At 71.9% G+C, this 20578-nt stretch carries 23 protein-coding genes; 13 read left to right on the forward strand and 10 right to left on the reverse strand.

Annotation, left to right across the window (positions count from 1 at the left end):
- Positions 1-111: 111 nt before the first annotated feature.
- On the reverse strand, positions 112-669 hold the full coding sequence (locus ABZV91_RS13860; RefSeq protein ID WP_355240310.1) for a cupin domain-containing protein: 558 nt from the start codon (positions 667-669) through the stop codon (positions 112-114).
- A 29-nt stretch (positions 670-698) separates the two neighbouring features.
- On the opposite strand from ABZV91_RS13860, the gene ABZV91_RS13865 reads away from it, so the two are divergent.
- Both ABZV91_RS13865 and ABZV91_RS13870 read left to right on the forward strand, forming a co-directional pair.
- Positions 699-1133, forward strand: a complete 435-nt coding sequence (locus tag ABZV91_RS13865) for a MarR family transcriptional regulator (protein WP_355240313.1) — start codon at positions 699-701, stop codon at positions 1131-1133.
- A gap of 293 nt (positions 1134-1426) precedes the next feature.
- Positions 1427-2716, forward strand: coding sequence for an adenosylmethionine--8-amino-7-oxononanoate transaminase (locus tag ABZV91_RS13870; protein WP_355240316.1), 1290 nt, complete (start codon positions 1427-1429; stop codon positions 2714-2716).
- A gap of 63 nt (positions 2717-2779) precedes the next feature.
- Here the strand turns inward: ABZV91_RS13870 and ABZV91_RS13875 are convergent, their stop codons facing one another.
- The 6 genes from ABZV91_RS13875 to ABZV91_RS13900 all read right to left on the reverse strand — a co-directional run bounded on the left by ABZV91_RS13875 (position 2780) and on the right by ABZV91_RS13900 (position 9755).
- Positions 2780-4939 (reverse strand): DUF2339 domain-containing protein, encoded by a 2160-nt coding sequence (locus tag ABZV91_RS13875; RefSeq protein ID WP_355240319.1) that lies wholly within the window; start codon positions 4937-4939, stop codon positions 2780-2782.
- A 96-nt stretch (positions 4940-5035) separates the two neighbouring features.
- Positions 5036-5671, reverse strand: coding sequence for a response regulator transcription factor (locus ABZV91_RS13880; RefSeq protein ID WP_355240429.1), 636 nt, complete (start codon positions 5669-5671; stop codon positions 5036-5038).
- A gap of 114 nt (positions 5672-5785) precedes the next feature.
- On the reverse strand, positions 5786-6958 hold the full coding sequence (locus ABZV91_RS13885) for a DUF5931 domain-containing protein (RefSeq protein WP_355240322.1): 1173 nt from the start codon (positions 6956-6958) through the stop codon (positions 5786-5788).
- Between the two features lie 258 nt (positions 6959-7216).
- Positions 7217-7948, reverse strand: coding sequence for a dethiobiotin synthase (bioD, locus tag ABZV91_RS13890; protein ID WP_355240325.1), 732 nt, complete (start codon positions 7946-7948; stop codon positions 7217-7219).
- Positions 7945-9099, reverse strand: coding sequence for an 8-amino-7-oxononanoate synthase (locus ABZV91_RS13895; RefSeq protein WP_355240328.1), 1155 nt, complete (start codon positions 9097-9099; stop codon positions 7945-7947). Before ABZV91_RS13895 ends, bioD begins: the two co-directional genes overlap by 4 nt.
- Before the next feature lie 74 nt (positions 9100-9173).
- Positions 9174-9755, reverse strand: a complete 582-nt coding sequence (locus tag ABZV91_RS13900; RefSeq protein ID WP_355240331.1) for a TetR/AcrR family transcriptional regulator C-terminal domain-containing protein — start codon at positions 9753-9755, stop codon at positions 9174-9176.
- A gap of 153 nt (positions 9756-9908) precedes the next feature.
- Here ABZV91_RS13900 and bioB point away from each other — a divergent pair, with 153 nt between their 5' ends.
- The 4 genes from bioB to ABZV91_RS13920 all read left to right on the forward strand — a co-directional run bounded on the left by bioB (position 9909) and on the right by ABZV91_RS13920 (position 12798).
- Positions 9909-10946 (forward strand): biotin synthase BioB, encoded by a 1038-nt coding sequence (gene bioB, locus ABZV91_RS13905; protein WP_355240334.1) that lies wholly within the window; start codon positions 9909-9911, stop codon positions 10944-10946.
- A 50-nt stretch (positions 10947-10996) separates the two neighbouring features.
- Entirely contained in the window at positions 10997-11206 is a 210-nt protein-coding gene (locus tag ABZV91_RS13910; protein WP_039823871.1) for a hypothetical protein, read from the forward strand.
- Positions 11207-11208: 2 nt separating this feature from the next.
- A complete protein-coding gene (locus ABZV91_RS13915; RefSeq protein ID WP_355240337.1) occupies positions 11209-11910 on the forward strand; it encodes a DUF2567 domain-containing protein in 702 nt (233 codons plus the stop codon).
- A 357-nt stretch (positions 11911-12267) separates the two neighbouring features.
- On the forward strand, positions 12268-12798 hold the full coding sequence (locus ABZV91_RS13920) for a DUF1353 domain-containing protein (RefSeq protein WP_355240340.1): 531 nt from the start codon (positions 12268-12270) through the stop codon (positions 12796-12798).
- A gap of 70 nt (positions 12799-12868) precedes the next feature.
- Here ABZV91_RS13920 and ABZV91_RS13925 read toward each other — a convergent pair whose 3' ends face one another.
- Positions 12869-13615, reverse strand: coding sequence for an NUDIX domain-containing protein (locus ABZV91_RS13925; RefSeq protein ID WP_355240342.1), 747 nt, complete (start codon positions 13613-13615; stop codon positions 12869-12871).
- Positions 13616-13700: 85 nt separating this feature from the next.
- Here ABZV91_RS13925 and nadA point away from each other — a divergent pair, with 85 nt between their 5' ends.
- From nadA to ABZV91_RS13945, 4 genes are all read left to right on the forward strand, one after another.
- Positions 13701-14747 carry a quinolinate synthase NadA gene (gene nadA, locus ABZV91_RS13930; RefSeq protein ID WP_355240432.1) on the forward strand — a complete coding sequence of 349 codons (1047 nt, stop codon included), beginning with the start codon at positions 13701-13703 and terminating at the stop codon, positions 14745-14747.
- 45 nt (positions 14748-14792) lie between these two features.
- The gene (locus ABZV91_RS13935) at positions 14793-16400 is read left to right on the forward strand and encodes an L-aspartate oxidase (protein WP_355240345.1); all 1608 of its coding nucleotides are present in this window, start codon (positions 14793-14795) and stop codon (positions 16398-16400) included.
- Positions 16401-16447: 47 nt separating this feature from the next.
- The gene (gene nadC, locus ABZV91_RS13940; protein ID WP_355240435.1) at positions 16448-17308 is read left to right on the forward strand and encodes a carboxylating nicotinate-nucleotide diphosphorylase; all 861 of its coding nucleotides are present in this window, start codon (positions 16448-16450) and stop codon (positions 17306-17308) included.
- Positions 17309-17446: 138 nt separating this feature from the next.
- Positions 17447-18310 carry an arylamine N-acetyltransferase gene (locus ABZV91_RS13945; RefSeq protein WP_355240348.1) on the forward strand — a complete coding sequence of 288 codons (864 nt, stop codon included), beginning with the start codon at positions 17447-17449 and terminating at the stop codon, positions 18308-18310.
- Between the two features lie 28 nt (positions 18311-18338).
- Here the strand turns inward: ABZV91_RS13945 and ABZV91_RS13950 are convergent, their stop codons facing one another.
- On the reverse strand, positions 18339-18860 hold the full coding sequence (locus ABZV91_RS13950) for a nuclear transport factor 2 family protein (protein WP_355240351.1): 522 nt from the start codon (positions 18858-18860) through the stop codon (positions 18339-18341).
- A 99-nt stretch (positions 18861-18959) separates the two neighbouring features.
- On the opposite strand from ABZV91_RS13950, the gene ABZV91_RS13955 reads away from it, so the two are divergent.
- Entirely contained in the window at positions 18960-19430 is a 471-nt protein-coding gene (locus tag ABZV91_RS13955; protein WP_355240354.1) for a MarR family transcriptional regulator, read from the forward strand.
- Here ABZV91_RS13955 and ABZV91_RS13960 read toward each other — a convergent pair.
- A complete protein-coding gene (locus ABZV91_RS13960) occupies positions 19378-19950 on the reverse strand; it encodes a hypothetical protein (RefSeq protein WP_355240357.1) in 573 nt (190 codons plus the stop codon). The two genes, ABZV91_RS13955 and ABZV91_RS13960, sit on opposite strands and share 53 nt — an antisense overlap.
- 114 nt (positions 19951-20064) lie before the next feature.
- Here ABZV91_RS13960 and ABZV91_RS13965 point away from each other — a divergent pair, with 114 nt between their 5' ends.
- Positions 20065-20268 carry a hypothetical protein gene (locus ABZV91_RS13965; protein WP_355240360.1) on the forward strand — a complete coding sequence of 68 codons (204 nt, stop codon included), beginning with the start codon at positions 20065-20067 and terminating at the stop codon, positions 20266-20268.
- On the forward strand, positions 20265-20564 hold the full coding sequence (locus tag ABZV91_RS13970) for a hypothetical protein (protein ID WP_355240363.1): 300 nt from the start codon (positions 20265-20267) through the stop codon (positions 20562-20564). Before ABZV91_RS13965 ends, ABZV91_RS13970 begins: the two co-directional genes overlap by 4 nt.
- Positions 20565-20578 lie beyond the last annotated feature (14 nt).

Below are 20578 nucleotides of genomic sequence, written 5' to 3' on the forward strand. Positions count from 1 at the left end.
TGGCCGGGTGCCAGGGGGATACACCGCCGGTGGTGTCACTTCCTCGAGCAGCGAGTCGGACGCGTCCATGGACATGACACTAGCGCCATTTCGGCGCGCGGACGCCGGGGGTCACTGGTCGATTGCTCGGGGCCGGTCGGCCGAGTCCGTCCAGCGGCGTGCGTAACCGGTTCGCCGGGCGATTGCGGCGAGGCCACCCAGGACCGCGCGTTGGAGCCCGGACGGGATTCCGGCGAGGTAGCCGTCCTGCAGTTCCCACAGCAGGGCGAGTGCCAGTGGATTGCGCGGGACGCCGGAGCGCGTGGTCGCCCCCGCCCGGTCCAGGGCGCTCCACACCGCGAACATCTCCAGATGCCGCAGCGGCGGGCGGATTTCGTGGTCGAGGACCGTCTCGGGCGCGACGCTGCGGAACTCGTGGACGGTACGGGGCCCCGCGCGCACCGTATCGCCGGGGCCGGCCGTGATCTCGCGGCCGTCGACGCGGAACTCGAGCGATCCGCGCCGCACCGTCCAGCTCTCGCCGACGACCGGGTGCCAATGTGGGCCCGCCTGCCGGGCGGGGGTGGGCAGTTCGTGGCGCAACCGCAGATAAGGGCCGTGCGTGTCGGTGCCTTCGTCGAGCACGGTGACGCGGTGACCGTTGCGGAAGGAGATGACCCGTTCTGGCATCTTTCTATTAGAAAGGCTACCTTCATAATATGTCAACGACCCCGTCGCTGCTGAAATTGCTCACCGTGGCCACCCGTGCGGTCGAAACGGAACTGAACGACGAACTGCGCACGCGGTTGGCCGCGGAATTGACTCCCGCGCACTACGCGGTGTTCCGGTATCTGGAACCGGCGGGCTCGCGGGTGGGGGAATTGGCGGCGGCCGCGGGGATGACCCAGCAGTCGATGGGTGAGCTGGTGGGTCAGCTGGAACGGGCCGGGCTGGTGCGCCGGCAGGTCGATCCAGGGGACCGGCGGGCCCGGCGGGTGGTGTGCACCGAGGCCGGGCTGGCGGCACTCGACCTGGCCGGGGGGCGGATCGCTCGGATCGAGGAGCGGATCCGGGCGGATGTGGGGGAGGCCGGGGTGGTGGAGTTGCGGCGGTTGCTGGGCCGGGTGGCGGCGGTGCTGGACGGGGCCGGGTGACGCGCGGGATGCGGGCCGTGGTCGGGGGCGTAGCGCCGGAGAGTGTGGCGGTGGGGGTAGGGGCCGTGGCCGAGGTGACGGCGGCGCCGTGCGGCGCGCCCGGTCGAGGCGGGCGGTCGGGTCTGCCCGGTCGAAGTGGGTGTGGCGGGGCGGCCCATAGGCGATGCCGGTCCGGCCGCGCCGCGTGGGCGACTGTCCCTGCTGTGGGGTCCGGACCGGCGGATTGGTAACTTGAACGGCGTTCAAGGTTTCGTGCGGCCGGCCGCGGTCGCGCTACGACGTGGAGGATCGCCGTGCCCGCCGCCCTCGCAGAACTCACCGCCGCGCAGGTCTCCGCCCTCGACGCGCGCTATGTGTGGCATCCCTATGGCGGCTTCCCGGCCACCACCGAACCGCTCGTCGTCACCGGGGCCGCGGGGACCCGGCTGACGCTGGCCGACGGCCGCGAACTGGTGGACGGAATGAGTTCGTGGTGGGCCGCTGTGCACGGCTACCGGCACCCGGTACTCGACGAGGCGCTGATCGCGCAGTCGCGCCGGATGAGCCATGTGATGTTCGGCGGGCTCACCCACGAACCGGCTGCCCGGCTGTGCGAACTGCTGGTGCGGCACACCCCCGACGGACTCGACCGGGTGTTCCTCTGCGATTCCGGTTCGGTCTCGGTGGAGGTCGCGGTGAAGATGTGCCTGCAGTACTGGCGGTCGGTCGGACGCCCGGAGAAGCGGCGGCTGCTCACCTGGCGGGGCGGATACCACGGGGACACCTTCACGCCCATGAGTGTGTGTGATCCCGAGGGCGGTATGCACGCGCTGTGGACCGATGTGCTGACCGAACAGGTCTTCGTCTCCGCTCCGCCCCAGGACTACCGCGACGAGTACGTGCGTGAGCTGGAGCGAGCCGTCGCGCGGCACGCGCCCGAGCTGGCCGCGATCGTGGTGGAACCGGTGGTCCAGGGGGCGGGCGGAATGCGCTGGCACGATCCGCGCTACCTGGCCGAGCTGCGCCGGCTGTGCGACGAGCACGGCGTACTGCTGGTCTTCGACGAGATCGCCACCGGGTTCGGGCGGACCGGCACGCTCTTCGCCGCCGAGCAGGCGGGGGTCGCACCGGATGTCATGTGCGTGGGCAAAGCGCTCACCGGCGGCTACCTGACACTGGCCGCCGCGCTGTGCACGAGCGAGATCGCGGAATCCGTCAGCGCCGCGCACGGCGGGCTCATGCACGGCCCGACGTTCATGGGCAACCCGCTGGCCTGTGCCGTCGCGGTCGCCTCGGTGGAACTACTGCTCGCGCGTGACTGGCAGGCGGAGGTGGCCCGGATCGGCGGCGGCCTGCGTGCCGGTCTGGCTCCGGCGCGGGATTTGCCGGGGGTGGCCGAGGTCCGGGTGTTGGGCGGTATCGGGGTGATCGAGCTGGATCGGCCGGTGGATATGCGCGCGGCCACCGCGGCCGCCGTCGCCGCGGGTGCCTGGATCAGGCCGTTCCGCAACCTGATCTACGCGATGCCGCCCTACATCAGCGACGGCGCCGATATCGCGACCGTCACCGCCGCCATGGTCGCGGCGGCGCGCACGGGTTCCTGAACCCCGGCCGCCCCGGTGGCCGCGGCACCACCGGGGCCGGGCCGCAGGGCCTCGGGACGGGGATCAGTGCGGGCCGGCGGAGGATCCGGAATCGGTACGGCGGGCGCCGCTTTCGGCGAACGCGCGGGCGTAGCGGGTGCCGGCGATGAGCAACAACACCCCGACCACCAGGAACGCGGTCACCCGGACGAGCCCGTCCAAGGTCGCCAGATCGAACAGGAACAGCTTCGCCAGCGCCGCGGCCGTGACCGACAGCCCGGACCCGAGAGCCACCTTCGCCGCCGTCGCCGTCCCGCCGCTCAGCCGACGCAGTCCGTACAGCAGGGCGGCCAGCGCACCGGCCATCCACACGATGGTGGCGATACTGTGGCCGACGACGAATCCGTCGGCGATACCGGAGGTCACCCCGAGCGACACGGTCGTGGCGGTCACCAGATACAGGGCCGCGACGCTGCCGCCGACCCACACCAGGGTGGCGCGGGAGTCGGTGGATCCACCGGGCGGCCGCGGCGCGGTGAACCGGCCGCAACCCCACAGCGCGACCGCGATCACGCCGAGCCCGGCGATCGCCGAGGCCGCGGTCCCGGCCGAGAGCTCGTCCACGGCGATCCCCGCGGTGGAGAGGGTGTCCGGTCCGGCGACCGCCAGTAGGGCGAGACCGCCGAGGGCGGCGTACCCGGCGCCCGCTGCCACCGCGACCCGGTTGCGGGTGCGGCCCGCGATCCCCAGGTAGCAGGCGGCGACGAGGAACAGGCCGAGGGACAGCGTCGCCTCGGTGGTCACGCCCCAGAGGGTTTCCAGCAGGGCGAAGGAACCGGCGACGGCCGCGACGGTGGCGGTATGACCGGGCAGACGGGCGATTTCGCGCACCTTCGGCAGCAGCGCGGTCGCGGCGAGCGACAGCAGCACGAGGGCGTAGCCCGACGAGATCGCGGTGGCGGCCGGACGGTCGAACAGGGCCGGCGCGGCCAGCAACGGGGTGGCGGCCAGCGCACAGGTCAGGGTGGCCACGATATCGCCGGCGCGGTGCCGCACCACCACGACGGTGCCCCCCACTCCCACCACGGCGACCGCCACGGCGGCCGTGAGCACCAGCAGGTTCCGGCCGGGATCGTCGGTGCCGATCGCGGCGGCGACGACGGCGATCTGGACGGCGAGGACCGCCGGCACCGTGCGCACCAGATGCAGGTACGGCCAGTCGTACGCGTACTGCACCGGCACACAGGCCAGTTGCAGCACGATGAGGAACGCGAGCACCGACAGCTCGGTGCTGACGAACGGCGCCAGGACGGCCGCGCCCGCGACGACGAGCACCGCCAGCGTCTGGGACCGCCACTGCATCGCGAGACCCACCCCGGCCGCGGCGACGCCCAGCGCCACAGCGAAGCCCGGTACCGGGTGCAGCCAGTCGTAGATCGTGGTCGTCGCGACGACGTCCAGATACGCGCCGGCGAAACCGGTGGCGGCCAGCGCGACCCCGCCCACCCGGCCGCCGGTGCGCCGGTACACCCGCACGCCGGCCCCGACCAGAGCCGCCGAGAACGCGGCCCCGGCGACGACGCGGGGCACCGGACCGAAGATACCGGCCTGGGCGGCCAACACCAGCAGCATCACCACACCGATGAGGGTCACCGCCACCCCCGCCACCGCGAGCAGCCGGCTGATCACTCCCTCGCGCTGCCACCACGGTATGCGGGGTGCGGCAGGCCCGGCGGGGCCGCGGCCGGGAGGTACCGGTGGTGGTGTCGGGGGCCGGTCCCGGTAGATCGGGTACGCACCGGCATATCTACTGTGCGGTGGTGGCGGTGGGACCGGCCAGTGCTGTTGCCCGGCAGCGGCCGCGGGGACACCCCAGGGGGCGTGGCCCGCCGGCGCCGGGCCGCCCGCCGGTATCCCCGCGGGATCGCCGCCCCGCGCACCGGGCGTCCCCGCCGCGTCCGGTGTGGTGGCCGGCGAAGGAATCTGCGCCGCGGCGGGTTCGGTGGTCGGCGCAGCGATCGGCGGCGCAGCGGGTTCCGCGGTCTTCGGGGCCACGGCTCCGGGAGCGGCCGGCGCGGAGGTGCCGGCGGTTCCGGGTGCCGCCCCGCGCATCTGCCGGTGCAGTGCCTCCAGATCGCGGCCGAGGCTGTTCAGCCGGCCGCCGAGCGTGGTGAAGTCGCCGGCGACCGAGGTGAACTCGCCGGACAGTCGGGCGACCAGCGCCGGATCGATCGAAGTCGTCATATCTCGATGGTCGGCGGCCACCGGGCCGGGCGGATGAGTAGGACTACTCGGTGCGGCGCCGGGATCTACCCGAATTCCGGGCACCGACCGCGCGCCTCACTCGTCGAGCCCCTGCTCGATCACATAGCGGGTCAGCTCGACCCGGTTGGCGAGCTGGAGTTTGCGCAGGCTGGCCTGCACATGGTTCTCGACCGTGCGATGGCTCAGCGCCAACCGGGTCGCGATCTGCCTGGCGGACAGGCCTTTGGCGACCAGCCGCAGCACTTCGGTCTCCCGATCGGTCAGCGCGGGCCGGTGCGGTGCGCCGGGATCGGCGGGAGCGGTGGCCATCCGGCGGTACTCACCCAGGACCAGACCGGCCAGCCCGGGGGTGAAGACCGCCTGTCCGGCGGCCGTCGCGCGGACCGCGGCGACGAGTTCGGCGGCCGACGCGCTCTTCACCAGATAGCCGGAGGCCCCGGCCTTCACCGCCTCCAGCACATCGTCGCGTTCGCCCGACGCCGAGAGCACCAGGACCCGGCTCTCCGGGGACACCCGCAGCACCTCGGCGGTGGCCGACGCCCCGTTGCCGTCGGGCAACTGCATATCCATCAGCACCACCCGGGGCCGGGTGGCGGCGGCCCGGCGGGCGGCGGCCGCCGCGTCCTCGGCGGTGGCGGCCACCCGGAACCCGGCCTCGGTGAGATCGCGGGACACCCCGTCGCGCCAGATCGGATGGTCGTCGACCACCATCACCGAAATAGTCTCCGCCGCCTGCTCGGTCACGCCGCCGCTCCTTCCGCGTTCGCGCGTCCTCATCCTGCCAGAGCCACAGGACGCGATGGCGGGGTGAACACGCGGAACCGGTCAGCCGCGGGGAATCCGGAACTCCCATTCGGTGCCCTCGCCGACGGTGGTCGCGGTCAGCAGTTCGGCGGTGCCGCCCAGCGCCGCGATCCGCCCGGTGATCGAGCGCGACACCCCCATCCGGCCCTCGTTCTCGGCTTCGGTGAGCCGACCGGGCGCGATCCCGACCCCGTCGTCGCGCACACTCACGATCAACTCCGCGCCGGTGTCCTCCAGCAGGACGAACGCCCGGGCCCCGGGGCCGGCGTGCGATTCCACATTGGTGAGCGCGGCCGCGACGGCGGCGGCGATCTCCTCGGCGCTCCAGCGGCCGATCCGCACCGGGTCGCCGGGGGTCGAGACCACCACGTCGGGCGCGGCGTGCGCGGTGAGCAGCGGGCGCAGGTCGACGGTCGTGGCGTCACCACCGGGTACGGCGCCCTGTTCGGAGACGAGCCGCCGCAGTGCGATCTCCTGTTCTCGGGCCCGCTGGGCCAGTTCGACGGCCGGTCCGCCGATCGCGGTGCCGCGCCGGGTGATGTAGGAGAGGATCTGCAGCACGCCGTCGTGCACCTGCCGTGCCAGCCGTTCCCGTTCGGCGGCGGCCGCCGTGAGCCGCACTGCCCGCTGCAGCTGCTCCTGCGCCCGCCGCGCCGTGTTCGCGGCCAGACCGAGCGCCAGGCCCACCGAAACCAGGACCGGGGCGGTGGCATCGGCCCAGACGTCCTGGCCCCATTGCTGTCGCATGGTGAGGATGGCGGCCGCGACGACCAGGCCGGAGGCGATTCCCGCGACGGGGCCACGCAGAATGGCGGCCGAGATCACCGCGTTCGCCGACCACATGGTGGTGGGCAGGGGCTGATGTCCGTGGTACCAGTCGTAGTCGGCGACCAGCGGGGTCGCCGCGATCAGGCCCAGGACGACGAGATGGTCGCCGGCCACCACCAGCGTGCGGGTGCGTGCGGTCTCCGGGGTGTGCCACTGGGCCGGCAACAGCGCCGAGACACCCGACCACAGCACCATGAGCGCGATGAAAACCCAGCTCAACCGCGGGTTCTGGTAGTACTGCACGGAGGCGATCTGCTGGCCCACCGCGTACAAGAGGGTGACCAGGCGGAAGGCCTGTACCGCCCGCCACAGCGGCGCGGTCGCGGCATCGGCGGGATCGGGTTCGCCGGGCCGGTGCTGATGCATCAGTGCCTTCCTCGTACGGCTACCGGCAGGGCAGTGGAGATCCGGCCGGGCACGCCTGTTCTCGGCCCTCCGCGAGCGCGTCGAGTTCGCCCGGCCGGACACCCCGGCCGGGTGGGTCGTTCGGCGGCACCCCCACGGGCGATCCGCCGGACACCCTCCCGGTGTGTACCGCTTCGCAGTCGGCCGAGGCCGGGGTGGCGACGACGCGTAACGCCGTGATTTCCCGGTATGGGCGCGTGGTGGCCATATCCGGAAACTCTAGGGAGCCGAGCCGGCGATCGGTGGGCGAATGTCCGTTCCGGTATCGGCCGGGCCGAGATACCGCTCGGCCCAGGACCGGTCGAACCAGCCCGGGGCCGCCGCCCGGAAACGCGCCGGGCTCCACGAACCCGCACCCGCCGGTACGGCGCCGACGAGTTCGACACCGGTGACCCGTGGTAGGTCCGCGCGGTTGGTCCGGGTCGCGAGATCGGGCCGGTCGGGCCACGAACCCACCACCAGGCCCGCGCATTCCACCCCCGCCTGCCGCAGCGCCCAGGTGGTGAGTTCGCTGTGATTGAGGGTGCCGAGGCCGGGGGCGGCGACCACCAGTACCGGGGCGGCTAGTTCCCGGGCGAGATCGAGCAGCGTGAATTCGCCGAGCCGGACCAGCAATCCGCCCGCGCCTTCCACCAGCACCAGGTCGGCGGTCTCGAGAGTGGTGACCGCGGCGACGGTCTCGGCCAAGGTGAGCAGCGGGGCGCCGCAGCGGCGGGCGGCCGTGGCGGGGGCCAGGGGTTCGGGGTAGCGGGCCGGTTCGACGGTGCGGGTCACCCCGGCGAGGGCGGTGACGACGGCCAGATCGCCGGGTTCGCCGGGGGCGATACCGGTCTGGGCCGGTTTGCAGACGGCGACCTCGCGACCGGCCGCGCGGGCGACCGCGGCCAGCGCGGCGGTGGTGACGGTTTTGCCGACCTCGGTCGAGGTGCCGGTGACGAACAGCAGAGTCATATCGCGACCGCCCCGGTGTCGCGGGCCCGGACGAGTATCGGGGTCAGGACGGCGGCGAGGGTGGCGAGGTCGGCGGCGGACAGGTCGGCGCGGGCGGTGATCCGCAACCGGGACGTGCCCTCCGGGACCGAAGGGGGCCGGAAGCAGCCGACCTCCACGCCCTGTTCGCGGCAGGCCAGGGCAGCCTCGTAGGCGACGCGGGGGTTGCCCAGTACCACCGGGACGACCGCCGAATCGGGGGTCGGTACCGCGGCGATCCGGGCTATCTCGGCCGCACGGTCCAGGACGCGCCGGGGCAGTCCGGGGTCGCGGCGCAGGATTCGCAGCGCGGCGCGGGCGGCGCCCACGGCGGCCGGCGCCAGACCGGTGTCGAAGATCATGGTGCGCGCCGTATCGATCAGATGCGCCCGGACCCGTCCAGCACCGAGAACGACGCCGCCCTGGGCGGCGAGCGCTTTCGACAGGGTGGCGGTCACCACCACATCGGGTTCGCCGGCCAGCCCGGTCTCGTGGACGAGTCCGCGGCCGCCGTCGCCGCGGACGCCCAGCCCGTGTGCCTCGTCGACCAGCAGTACCGCGCCGTGGGCACGGGTCACCCGATGGAGTTCGGCCAGCGGCGCGAGGTCACCGTCGGCGCTGAACACCGAATCGGTGAGGACCAGGGCGCGTTCCTCGCCGCGGGTGGCCAGTAGCCGGCGCACCGCGCCGATATCGCGATGTGGGGCGATCTCCACCCGGGCCCGGGACAACCGGCAGGCGTCCACGAGGGAGGCATGGCAGCCGGCGTCGGAGACGATCAGCGAACCCCGGCCGGCCAGCGCGGTGACCGCGCCCAGGTTGGCGGCGTAGCCGGAGGCGAACACCAGCCCGGCCGCGCATCCGGTGAATTCGGCCAGTTCGGCTTCCAGGAGTTCGTGCTCGGTGGTCGTGCCGGTGACCAGCCGGGAACCGGTGGACCCCGCGCCCCACCGGTGCACGGCCTCGACGGCTCCCGCAATCACCTCGGGGTGCCGGGTGAGCCCGAGATAGTCGTTGGACGCCAGATCCAGGCCGGTCGTGGCGGCCGGGCGCGGTCGGAGACGCCGGCGTAGTCCGGCGGTCGTGCGCGCGGCGGCGTGGTCGTCGAGCCAGCCCAGTGGATCCGAGGTCACGAAGGCACCATACTTGAACGGTGTTCAAGGTGGTGTCGAGTACCCCGCCGGTCCGGGATCGCGCCACGCCGCGGTCAGCGGACCTCGGCGCCGAGGCGGTGCCGGATTCCGGCGATGAACAGTTGCAGGCCGAAATCGAAGCGGGCCGTCGGATCCTCGGACGCGGCGAGGGTGCCGTCCGCGGCGAGGGCGCCGGCGGAGTCCATCTGCATCCGGGACTGTTCGTCGACGGTGTGCCCGAGTACGTAGTACAGCAAGGTGTACGCGGCGAGTTCGGCCTCCGCGCGGGGGATGCCCGCGCGAATGACCGCGGCGGCGAGCCGTTCCCGGCCCTTGCTCGTGGTCAGGCGGGAGGCGTAGGTCGCCGAGACCAGTTCCGCGCCGTCCCGGTAGGTGAGCAGGCAGTCGCGGAGCCGATGCGCCAGTTCGGCGAGTGCCCCGGCCCAGTCGCCGGCGCGCACCGGGTGCTCCATGGGAGCGAGGATCCGGTCGGCCACGGCGCCGAGCAGTGCTTGTTTGTTCGGGAAATGCCAGTACAGCGCGCCGGGCTGGACCCGCAGCGCGCCGGCGAGCCGGCGCATGGTGAGGTCGGCCAGGCCGTACTGGTCGAGGATGGCGATGGCGCCGTCCACGACGTCGTCCCGGTGTAACTGCACGGTGCGGACCTCCCGATATCGCTGACTCCTCCTGACGCTACCCCAGCCTGAACACTGTTCAAGCTTTGGCGCTACCCTGTCCTGAACACTGTTCAAGTTCTGGGTCCGCGCAGACGGCACCAGGAAAAACCTTTCGGACGAAGGGATCCGCCCGTGACACAGGCACCCGCCGGGACACCCGATACCACCGCGACCACCGAGGACGTGCTGACCGAGGCACGGGAGCAGGTCCTGGAACGCGGTATCGGTCTGACCCGGGAGCAGACCCTCGATGTCCTGCGCCTCGGCGACGACCGCCTAGAACCGCTGCTCGAGCTCGCGCACGAGGTCCGGATGAAGTGGTGCGGTCCCGAAGTGGAGGTCGAGGGCATCATCAGCCTCAAAACCGGAGGCTGCCCGGAGGACTGCCATTTCTGCTCCCAATCGGGGCTGTTCCAGTCACCGGTGCGGGCGGCCTGGCTGGATATCCCGAGCCTGGTGGAGGCGGCCAAGCAGACCGCCAAGACCGGTGCCACCGAATTCTGCATCGTCGCCGCGGTACGCGGTCCCGACGAACGGCTGATGGCCCAGGTGGCCGCCGGAGTCGAGGCCATCCGTAACGAGGTCGACATCCAGGTCGCCTGTTCGCTCGGCATGCTCACCCAGGACCAGGTCGACCGGCTGGCCGCCATGGGTGTGCACCGCTACAACCACAACCTGGAGACCGCGCGGTCCTACTTCCCGAACGTGGTCACCACACACAGCTGGGAAGAACGCTGGAACACGCTGCGGATGGTGCGCGCGGCCGGGATGGAGGTCTGCTGCGGTGGCATCCTGGGCATGGGCGAAAGCCTGGAGCAGCGTGCCGAATTCGCCGCGGACCTGGCCGAGCTCGAACCCGACGAGGTCCCGCTGAACTTCCTCAACCCACGGCCGGGCACGCCCTTCGGTGACCTCGAGGTCCTCCCCGCCGCCGACGCGTTGCGCGCCGTCGCGGCGTTCCGGCTCGCCCTGCCGCGGACGCTGTTGCGGTTCGCCGGGGGCCGCGAGATCACCCTCGGTGATCTCGGCGCCCGCCAGGGCATCCTCGGCGGTATCAACGCGGTGATCGTGGGCAACTACCTCACCACCCTCGGACGGCCCGCCGAACAGGACCTGGACCTGCTCGGTGAACTCGAGATGCCGATCAAAGCTCTCAACGAGACCTTCTGATCGGCGATGTCGGCCGGGAAAGGACCGAGGCCGTGAGTACTGTCGGCGATATGGACGCGCGCTACAACCCGTTCACGGGCCGGCCGATCGTGCCCGGGCTCGACGAACCTATCGCCCGGGCGGTGCAACTGGGGCTGGAACCGCCGCGGTTCTGCGAGCACTGCGGCCGCCGGATGGTGGTGCAGATCGACCCCGACGGCTGGTGGGCGACCTGCTCCCGGCACGGGCGGATCGATTCCGCCCGCCTGGAAAGGCGGTAGCGATGCCCGGACGCAACCGGGCCGGGACGCGCCGGGAGGCGCGCGCCGCCCTCGTCCTGCTGCTCGTGGTGGTCCTGGTGAGCGTGCTGGTGGGGGCCCTGTGGGGTCTGCTGGCGCCGACCGAACGGGTGCTGGTGGTCGAGCCGGGCCGCGGCGCGGCGCTGGTCGGGGAGAGCCTGCACCGATTCGACGCGACCGCGCTGTTCGCCGGCGCCGGGGCGGTCACCGGTTTCCTGTCGGCGGTGGCGGCCTGGCGGTGGCGGCGGAGGCGGGGGCCTCTCCAGTGCGCCGGGCTGCTACTGGGTTCGGTGGCCGGCGCCTGGGTCATGGCGTGGGTCGGGAACGCGGTCGTCGCCTGGGACAACCCGCGGCCGGAGGATCCCCCGGTGGGCCGGATCGTCGCGTTGCCGGTGGAACTGGACAGTCACTTCGCGCTCGTGTTGCAGCCGCTGCTGGCCGGATTGGTGATCCTGCTGCTGGCCGGGCTGAGTCCGGCCGAGGACCTCGGGACCGGTTTCGTCAGTGCCTTCGGTGATTCCCACCCCCAGCCGTACGCCGAAGCGGAACCCGAAGACGTCGCTCATGAGCCGGTTCCGTCCGGCGCCGCGCCATCCGCCGATCCGGCCCGAGCCGGTGCGCCGGCGGGCCCCGGCGAAGAGGCCACCGGCGGCCCGCCCGCTGGCCCGCCGGGCCCGCGGAGCTGAGCCGCCGGCCGCGGGCGGTGACGGTGGTGCTGTGCGATCGGGCCGGTGTCTCGGGCGGCGATGGTCGCGCCGAGCGATCGCGCGGGTGACTCGGGGCAGGCGCACGCCCTCCCGGTCGCCGCGACGAGATCGCGCTCGGCGATCAGCGGTCGGTCCTCGGGGACCCGACGGCCGACGCTCGGCAGACGGCGGTCCGCGTTTCGGGCCCGACGGCCGCCGCCCGCTGCGAGCTGCCCGGTGGCCCGCCCTCGGCTGCCCACTGTCCCGGGGACGGGCCGGCGGCGCAGTCGGTTACCGGGGCCGGCCCCCGCGGTCGTAGGCTGAGCGAATTCGTTGTGACGACAGGGAGATTGCTTCGTGGGGTTCACCAGTGCGCTCGTGGTCGAGGAGATCGATGGGACGTTCTGGAGAGTCCGGGAACCGCTGGGTTACGCGGGCGCGGACGAACACTTCGAGGTACCCGTCGGATTCCGGACCGATTTCGCCTCGGTGCCGCGACCGGTGGTGTGGCTGATACCGCGCTATGGCGTGTATACGCGGGCGGCCATCCTGCACGACTACCTGCTCCGCTCGGAGCTGGTGAGCAAGGTCGACGCCGACGGGCTGTTCCGGCGGGCGCTGCGCGAATGCGCGGTCTCACTGCCGCGCCGCTGGATGATGTGGGCGGCGGTGCGGTTCGGTAGCCGGCTGCAGGGTGTGTCCCCGCCGGCGCTGGCGGTGTTCACGGTGATCGCGGTGCTGTCCATCCTGTTCCTGCTGATCCCCACCGCGGTGGTGACGGTGTTCCTCCTGCTGTTCTGGGTGATCGAGGTGCTCGTCTGGCCGCTGGACCGCGGGGCCCGGCGTCCGGAGAGGCAACCGGTACCGCGGCCGGATCTGCGGACCTGATCCCACCGCCGGCCCGCGGTGCGGGTGGTCCCGGGGCGTGCGCCCGGAGCGCCCGCGGGGCGGTAGTGGGTCAGGCGCGTGGCCGCAGCGCGGCGAATTCGTCGGTGACGCGCAGTCCGGAATCGCTGAACCGGTAGACCGAGGCGGGGCGTCCGCCGGCCCGGCCCGGGGCGGCGGTGTCCCCGGTGGGTGTGATCACCTTGCGTCTGGTCAGGACCCGTTGCAGGTTGGTCGTATCCACGTCGTAGCCCAGTGCCGCGCAATAGATTTCGCGCAGCGTGGACATGGTGAACCGATCCGGCGCCAGGGCGAAGGAGATATTGGTGTAGGAGAGTTTCGCGGCCAGTCGCGCCCGGGCGTGTTCGACCACGGTGCCGTGATCGAACGACATCTGCGGGAGGGCGGCCACCCGGTGCCAGGAGGTGTCCTCCGGCAGTCGCGGGTCGGCGGTGAGGGGGACCAGGCCCAGATAGGCCGAGGCGATCCGGCGCGGCCCGGGGACGCGGTCGGGGGCGCTGAACACCGACAGCTGCTCGAGGTGGTCCACCTCGCGTACGTCCACCTTCTCGGCCAGCTGCCGCCGGGCCGAGGTATCGAGGTCCTCGTCGTTGCGCAACCGGCCGCCGGGTAGCGACCAGGTGCCGCGCTGCGGGTCCAGCGCGCGCTGCCACAGCAGCACCGCGAGTTCCCGCTGCTGGCGTGGCGGGCGGCGGTCCGCGGTCTTCGTACTGCTGTGACCTGCTGCGTTGTCGGCGGGGAAGCGGCGAACCTGGAACACCGCGGTGAGCGATTCATGGATGGTGCTAAACTGGTCCACGTTTTCGATCATAAGTCGAAAACCTGGTTGAGTGCGAATCGGCACAGGGGTCGATCGCGCGGAGGAAGGAGCGACCATGGCGACGATGGGAGCAGAATTGGCCCCGGCGCCGGGTACCGCACTGCGGGAGCGGATCAGCGACGGGCCGTCGGGCTACACCGGGGTCGAGGCGACACCGGAATGGGCGGCCGAGGTGAAACGCCTGGCCCGGCAGCGCAACGCCACCATTCTCGCGCACAATTACCAGCTGCCCGAGATCCAGGACGTGGCCGATCACGTCGGTGACTCGCTGGCGCTGTCCCGGATCGCGGCCGAGGCGCCCGAGGAGACCATCGTCTTCTGCGGTGTGCACTTCATGGCCGAGACCGCGAAGATCCTGAGCCCGGAGAAGACCGTGCTGATCCCCGACGAGCGCGCCGGATGCTCGCTCGCGGATTCGATCACCGCCGAGGAACTGCGCGACTGGAAGGCCGAGCATCCGGGCGCGGTGGTGGTGTCGTACGTGAACACCACCGCGGCGGTGAAGGGGCTCACCGATATCTGCTGCACCTCGTCCAACGCCGTGGACGTGGTCGCCTCGATCGACCCCGGCCGCGAGGTGCTGTTCCTGCCCGACCAGTTCCTCGGCGCGCACGTCAAGCGCGAGACCGGGCGCGAGAACATGCACATCTGGATGGGCGAATGCCATGTGCACGCCGGGATCAACGGCGACGAACTCAACGACCAGGCCCGCGCCCATCCCGACGCCGAGCTCTTCGTGCACCCCGAATGCGGTTGCGCCACCTCGGCGCTGTACCTGGCCGGCGAGGGCGAATTCCCCGCCGACCGGGTGCACATCCTGTCGACCGGCGGCATGATCGACGCCGCCCGCGCCGCGAAATCGAACCAGGTGCTGGTCGCGACCGAGGTGGGCATGCTGCACCAGTTGCGCAAGGCCGCCCCGGGTATCGATTTCCGGGCCGTGAACGATCGTGCCGCCTGCAAGTACATGAAGATGATCACCCCGGCCGCGCTGCTGCGCTGCCTCGAGGAGAACCGCGACGAGGTCCATGTCGACCCGGAGACCGCGGCCCTGGCCCGGCATTCGGTCCAGCGGATGATCGAGATCGGCACCCCGGGCGGCGGCGAATGACGCCGGTCCGGGCGTGACACAGTCCCAGCGGACGTGGAGTACGTGATGCCCGATCGACTCGATCGGATATGGGAGGACCGCGCCGACCTGGTGGTGATCGGCGGCGGGGTCGCCGGGCTGACGGCCGCGCGGGCGGCCGCGCGGGCCGGGGCGCGAGTGCTGATCCTGAGCAAGGGCGGCCCGGCCGATACCGCCACGCAGTACGCCCAGGGCGGGATCGCCGTGGTCGCGCCGCACGGGGATTCGGTGGACTCCCATGTCGCCGATACCCTCGCCGCCGGCGGCGGGCTGTGCGATCCCGAGGCGGTGCGTTCCATCGTCGCCGGCGGCCCGGACGCGGTGGCGGCCCTCACCGATCTGGGCGCGGTGTTCGACCTCGGCCGGGACGGGCAGGTGTCGCGGACCAGGGAGGGCGGGCACAGCACCCGCCGCATCATCCATGCCGGCGGCGACGCCACCGGCGCGGAAGTGCAGCGGGCGCTGTCGGCGGCCGGGCTGCCGGTGCTGTTCGGCACCGCGGTGCTGGAGGTGATCACCGGCGCGTCCGGTGTCCAGGGGGTTCTCGCGGTCTCCGAGCGTGGCCTCGGCCTGGTGCACGCGCCGGCGGTGTTGCTCGCGACCGGTGGTCTCGGGCAGCTGTACGCATTGAGCACCAACCCGGCCGGCGCGACGGCCGACGGCGTCGCGCTGGCGCTCTGGGCCGGTGCGGCGGTGGCGGATCTGGAATTCGTGCAGTTCCATCCCACGGTCCTGTACACGCCCGACGGTTTCGGCAGGCAGCCGCTGATCAGTGAGGCGGTGCGCGGTGAGGGCGCGCGGCTGGTGGACGCGCGGGGTGGCTCGGTGACCGCCGGGGTCCATCCGCGCGGTGATCTGGCGCCGCGGGACGTGGTGTCACGGGCCATCGCGGCGCGGATGCGCTCGCTCGGCGAGGACCATGTGTACCTCGACGCCCGGGAGGTCCCGGATTTCGGCCGGCGGTTCCCGACGATCACCATGTCCTGCCGTGCGGCGGGTATCGACCCGCGCAGCGATCTGATCCCCGTGGCGCCCGCCGCGCACTACCAGTGCGGTGGTGTGGTCACCGATCTGCACGGGCGCACCTGCGTGCGCGGGCTCTACGCGGCCGGAGAGGTCGCGCGGACCGGTCTGCACGGCGCCAACCGGCTGGCCTCCAACAGCCTGCTCGAGGGTCTGGTGATGGGCGAGCGGGCCGGGCTGGCCGCGCTGGAGCGGGTGGGCGAACCGGCGCAGGTGCCGGGCGGGCCGGTCGAGGAGCGGCCGGTGGTTCCGCGACCGGCGCTCCAGCAGGCGATGACCGAGCACGCCGCGGTCGTGCGCGACGGCGCCGGGCTGGCCCGGGCGGCCCGGGTGCTCGACACCGCGCCCGGCGACGAACCGGCCGTGGTACCGGTGTCGCGGCCCGGGACACCCGCGGGCACTGTGGCCCGCTTCGAGGACGCCGCGCTGACCGTCACCGCGCGGGCGTTGTTGCTGGCGGCCCGAGTGCGCACCGAGAGCCGCGGCTGCCACACCCGCGCCGATCATCCGCGGCCGGCGCCGAGCTCGGCGCAGCCGATCGCGGTGCGCCTGGACAAGAACGGCGCGCCGCGAGTGATCACCGAACCGACGCCCGTGGCGGCACCGTCGTGAGCGCTCGGATGACCTCTGTGGTCGCCACCGAGAACGAGGAGAAGGCAATGAGTGTGGATTCCGGTCTGGATCCCGAGGAAGTTCGCGATCTCATCCGGACCGCGCTGAACGAGGATCTGCGTTACGGGCCCGATATCACCACCACGGCCACCGTCCCGGCGGACGCGGCGGTCGAGGCGGCAGTGGTGGCCCGGCAGCCGGGCACCGTCGCCGGGATCGATATCGGACTGCTGGTGCTCGACGAGGTGATCGGCGCCGGCGGCTACGAAGTCATCGAGCGGGTCGCCGACGGTACCCGGATCACGCCCGGGCAGACGGTGCTGGCGTTGGTGGCGCCGACCCGCGGCCTGCTCACCGCCGAACGCACCATGCTCAACCTGATGTGTCACCTCTCGGGTATCGCCAGCGCCACCGCCGACTGGGTGGACGCGGTCGAGGGCACCGGCTGCCGGATCCGGGACAGCCGCAAGACGCTGCCCGGTCTGCGCGCCCTGCAGAAGTACGCGGTGCGCGCCGGTGGGGGCGTGAACCATCGCATGGGCCTGGGCGACGCCGCGCTGATCAAGGACAACCACGTCGTCGCCGCGGGGTCGGTGGTCGAGGCGCTGCGTGCCGTCCGCGCCGCCGCGCCGGAGATCGACTGCGAGGTCGAGGTCGACGATCTCGACCAGCTCGACGCCGTCCTCGGCGAGCGGGTACAGCTGGTCCTGCTCGACAATTTCCCGCTCTGGCAGACCCAGGCCGCGGTCCAGCGCCGCAATGCCGTGGCGCCGGAGACGAAACTGGAATCCTCCGGCGGTCTCACCCTCGACATGGCCGCCGACTACGCGCGCACCGGTGTCGATTTCCTGGCGGTGGGCGCGCTGACCCATTCGGTCCGAGTGCTGGATCTGGGTCTCGACATGTAACCGAGCGGCTCGTCTCCGGCGGATCCGTTCGTCGATCACCCGGGGTGTGGGGATCGGTGGGCAGCGCGCTCGCGTGGACGCGGAACATCCGGCGAATGCGCGCGGTTGCTCGTTGCGTAAAAGGGCGAAAGGGATGACATGTCGAAACCGGCCGATGCCGCCTATCACTGGAACGGCGCAGCACTGGACCTGGACGCGTATCTGACGCGGATCGGATACACCGGTCCGCGTACTCCGACGCTGTCCGTGCTGCGTGAGCTGGTGGCCGCGCACACCACCGCGGTGCCGTTCGAGAACCTGGAGGCGGTGCTGGGGCGGCCGGTGTCGTTGGATCTGGAAGCATTGCGGGACAAGCTGATCCGGCGGCGCCGCGGCGGGTACTGCTATGAGAACGTCACCCTGTTCGCGGCGGCGCTGGAGCGCTTCGGATTCGGTGTCACCGGACTGTCCGGCCGCGTCACCATGGGATCGGGCGGGCTGCGTCCGGCCACCCACGCGCTGCTGCGGATCACCGTCTCCGACGACGACCGGGCGTGGCTGGCCGATGTGGGTTTCGGAGCCGGGCCGTCCGAACCCTATCCGCTGGTCGAACGCCCGGACGAGTTCCTGCTCGGCGGCTGGCGCTTCCGGCTCGAACGCACCCGGGACGAACTGGGTGGCGACCAGTGGGTGCTGCACCAGTTCGCCTCGGCCGGCTGGGTCGATCGCTACACCTTCACGCTGGAACCGCAGTACCGGATCGACTACGAGGTGGGGAACCATTTCGTCTCCACCTCACCGCGCTCGCCGTTCACGCAGCGGCCGTACGTGCAGCGGTTCCTTCCCGGTGTCCATCACACACTCGACGGCCGCACGCTGACCACCGAGTATCCGGACGGGACGAGTGATTCCCGGGAACTGGACCTCACCGAACTGGGGAAGGTGCTCGGCGAGGTTTTCGATATCGATATCTCGGAGGCGGATACCGAGGCGCTGATCGCCGCGCCATGGGCGACACGCTGACCGGTCCCGACCGGGTGCCGCGCAGCGCTCAGAACCGGGTCCCGACCGACCAGAGCGGAATCGAATGCACCCGGGTCAGCCGCCAGCCCTCGGCGGTTCGCCGCGCGGCGAAGCGGTAGACCTCGCCCAGTGTGTAGCCGGGGCCCGGTAATGCGTTGTCCGTGGGGGCCGGAGCGAAGACGGCGAGCAGGTTCGCCCTGACCTCCGCGCTGTCCCCGGCCAGGTCGATGGCGATATTGCTGACGAAATGCTGGATCACTCTGTCGGAGCAGTGCGTTCGCGCCGCCTGCGCGGTGAGAGCGTCGCGGCCGCGGGCCTCCCCGCCCGGGGTGCGCGCGGTGGCGTCGGCGGTATAGATCGTGCGGAAGCAGTCGAAATCCCCCTCGTCCAGTGCCCGGGACAACCGATCCACCAGGGCGGTGATCTCGGCGCGGTCGGTGAGTTCGCGTAACGCGCGTGCAGGGGCGGCGGTCGCGACGCGGCGACCGGCGGCGTCGAGCGCGGTGGCCGGCAGGACGGTGCGGAGCAGGTGACGGGAGCGGATTCGCATGGCGAGACCTTCCAATTCTGTTGGCGTAACCAATGTTGGAATGGCCAACAGTATCCGGCTTTGTGGGAGTTGCCAACAATTGCTTGCTAGATTCCGGATATGAAGATCGCGCACGAGGATGTCCCCGGCAGGCTGCGTTCCCTGCCGACCCGGCTGATCAACCAGACCGCGCTACTCGCCGATCGCGCCACCGAGCAGGCGCTGGCCGATACCGGATCGCGGCGATACCACTACGCCGTACTCACCACCCTGCGGGAGGCCGGCGCCGCCAGTCAGGCCGAACTCGGGCGGCGCACCGGTATCGACCGCAGCGATATGGTGGCGGTCCTCAACGAACTGGTCGCCCGCGGCTTCGCCGTCCGGGCCGCCGATCCCGAGGACCGCCGCCGCAATATCGTCACCCTCACCGAACCGGGCAGCGCGCACCTCGACGAACTGGACCGCCGGCTGGACCGGGCGCAGGACGAACTGCTCACCGCGCTCTCGGCGGCCGAGCGGCGCACGCTCGTCGGTCTGCTCACCCGGATCCTCGACGCGCATGCGACGGCCACGGCCCGCGGCGAGGCGTGACCACCTCCGGGTGGCGCGGCACGGCCGCACCCGCGAGGAGTTGCAGCAGGCACAGACCGGCCAGCAACCAGGTGACCGGTGCCCAGGATCCGGACCACAGGTGCAGGGCGCTCTGCGTCGCGACGCCCACACCCGCCAGCGCGTAACCGATTCCGTGGGTCGTCGCCGACAGGACCGTCACCGAGGCGGGGTCTGGCGCGCACAGCGAGATCAGGCTCAGGATGAGCGACAGAGTTCCCAGCCCCACCCCGATCGCCGCGGCCCACAGCCACGGCACCGTCTGCGGATACCGGGACAGGCCCAGTAATCCCAGCGCGGGGGTCACGGTGGCGACGACGAGCAGCAGGGTGGGTGCGCGGCGTACCCATCCGGGGAACAACGCCGCGGCCGGCAGCCAGGCGGCGGCCGCGATCCCGAGGAGTAGTCCCGCCGTGGCCGGGTCGATACCCGCCTCGCGATAGAACGACGGCAGCAGACTCATGACACCGAACGCCGTGGTCGCCCACGCGGCGAACAACACGATCAGCGACCACGACAGTTGTCCTCCCGGAACGAGTATTCACTGGATGAACGGCGCGGATGCCGCGGTCGCGGCGGGTCCCGGGTCGCGGATACCGGCCACGGCAGGCATCTGGTGGAGCTCCAGCATCTGCACGCACTCGCCCTGCTGATGCGGTTGGAGGCCGGGCTCGCGTCCGCGGCGAAGGCTGTGGAAAGCGCACTGCTGCTCGGCAACTCGCCGATGGTGGCGTTGACCGAGGCGACACACTGCCGGCTGCTGATGCTGTCGGGCCGGACAGCCGAATCCTCGCCTCCGGCGCGCTGGCCGTCCGGGTGAACGCGCAGGCGCCGAACGTGCTGTTCGCCTGGCATGCATCGCTGGTGCACGGGGTCGCACTCATCGAAGCGGGCCGTTTCCGCCACGGCCGCCGCGAACTGCTCGCCGTCGCCGGCGGATTCGAGCGGCGGCCGATGTTCCCGACCACGATGCCGTACTTCTTCCGCCATCTCGTCGACGGCGAATCGCGCTCGGGCGCGTCGACGCCGCCGAACAGACCACACGTCAGGTCGAGAACATCGTCGCTGCGATGCCGATGTTGTCCGGACCGAGCTCGCCGCCGTGGCCAGCGGTAGCTGGTCCACCGTTT

This window comes from Nocardia sp. NPDC004568, from assembly GCF_040609955.1.
GTDB lineage: Bacteria > Actinomycetota > Actinomycetes > Mycobacteriales > Mycobacteriaceae > Nocardia.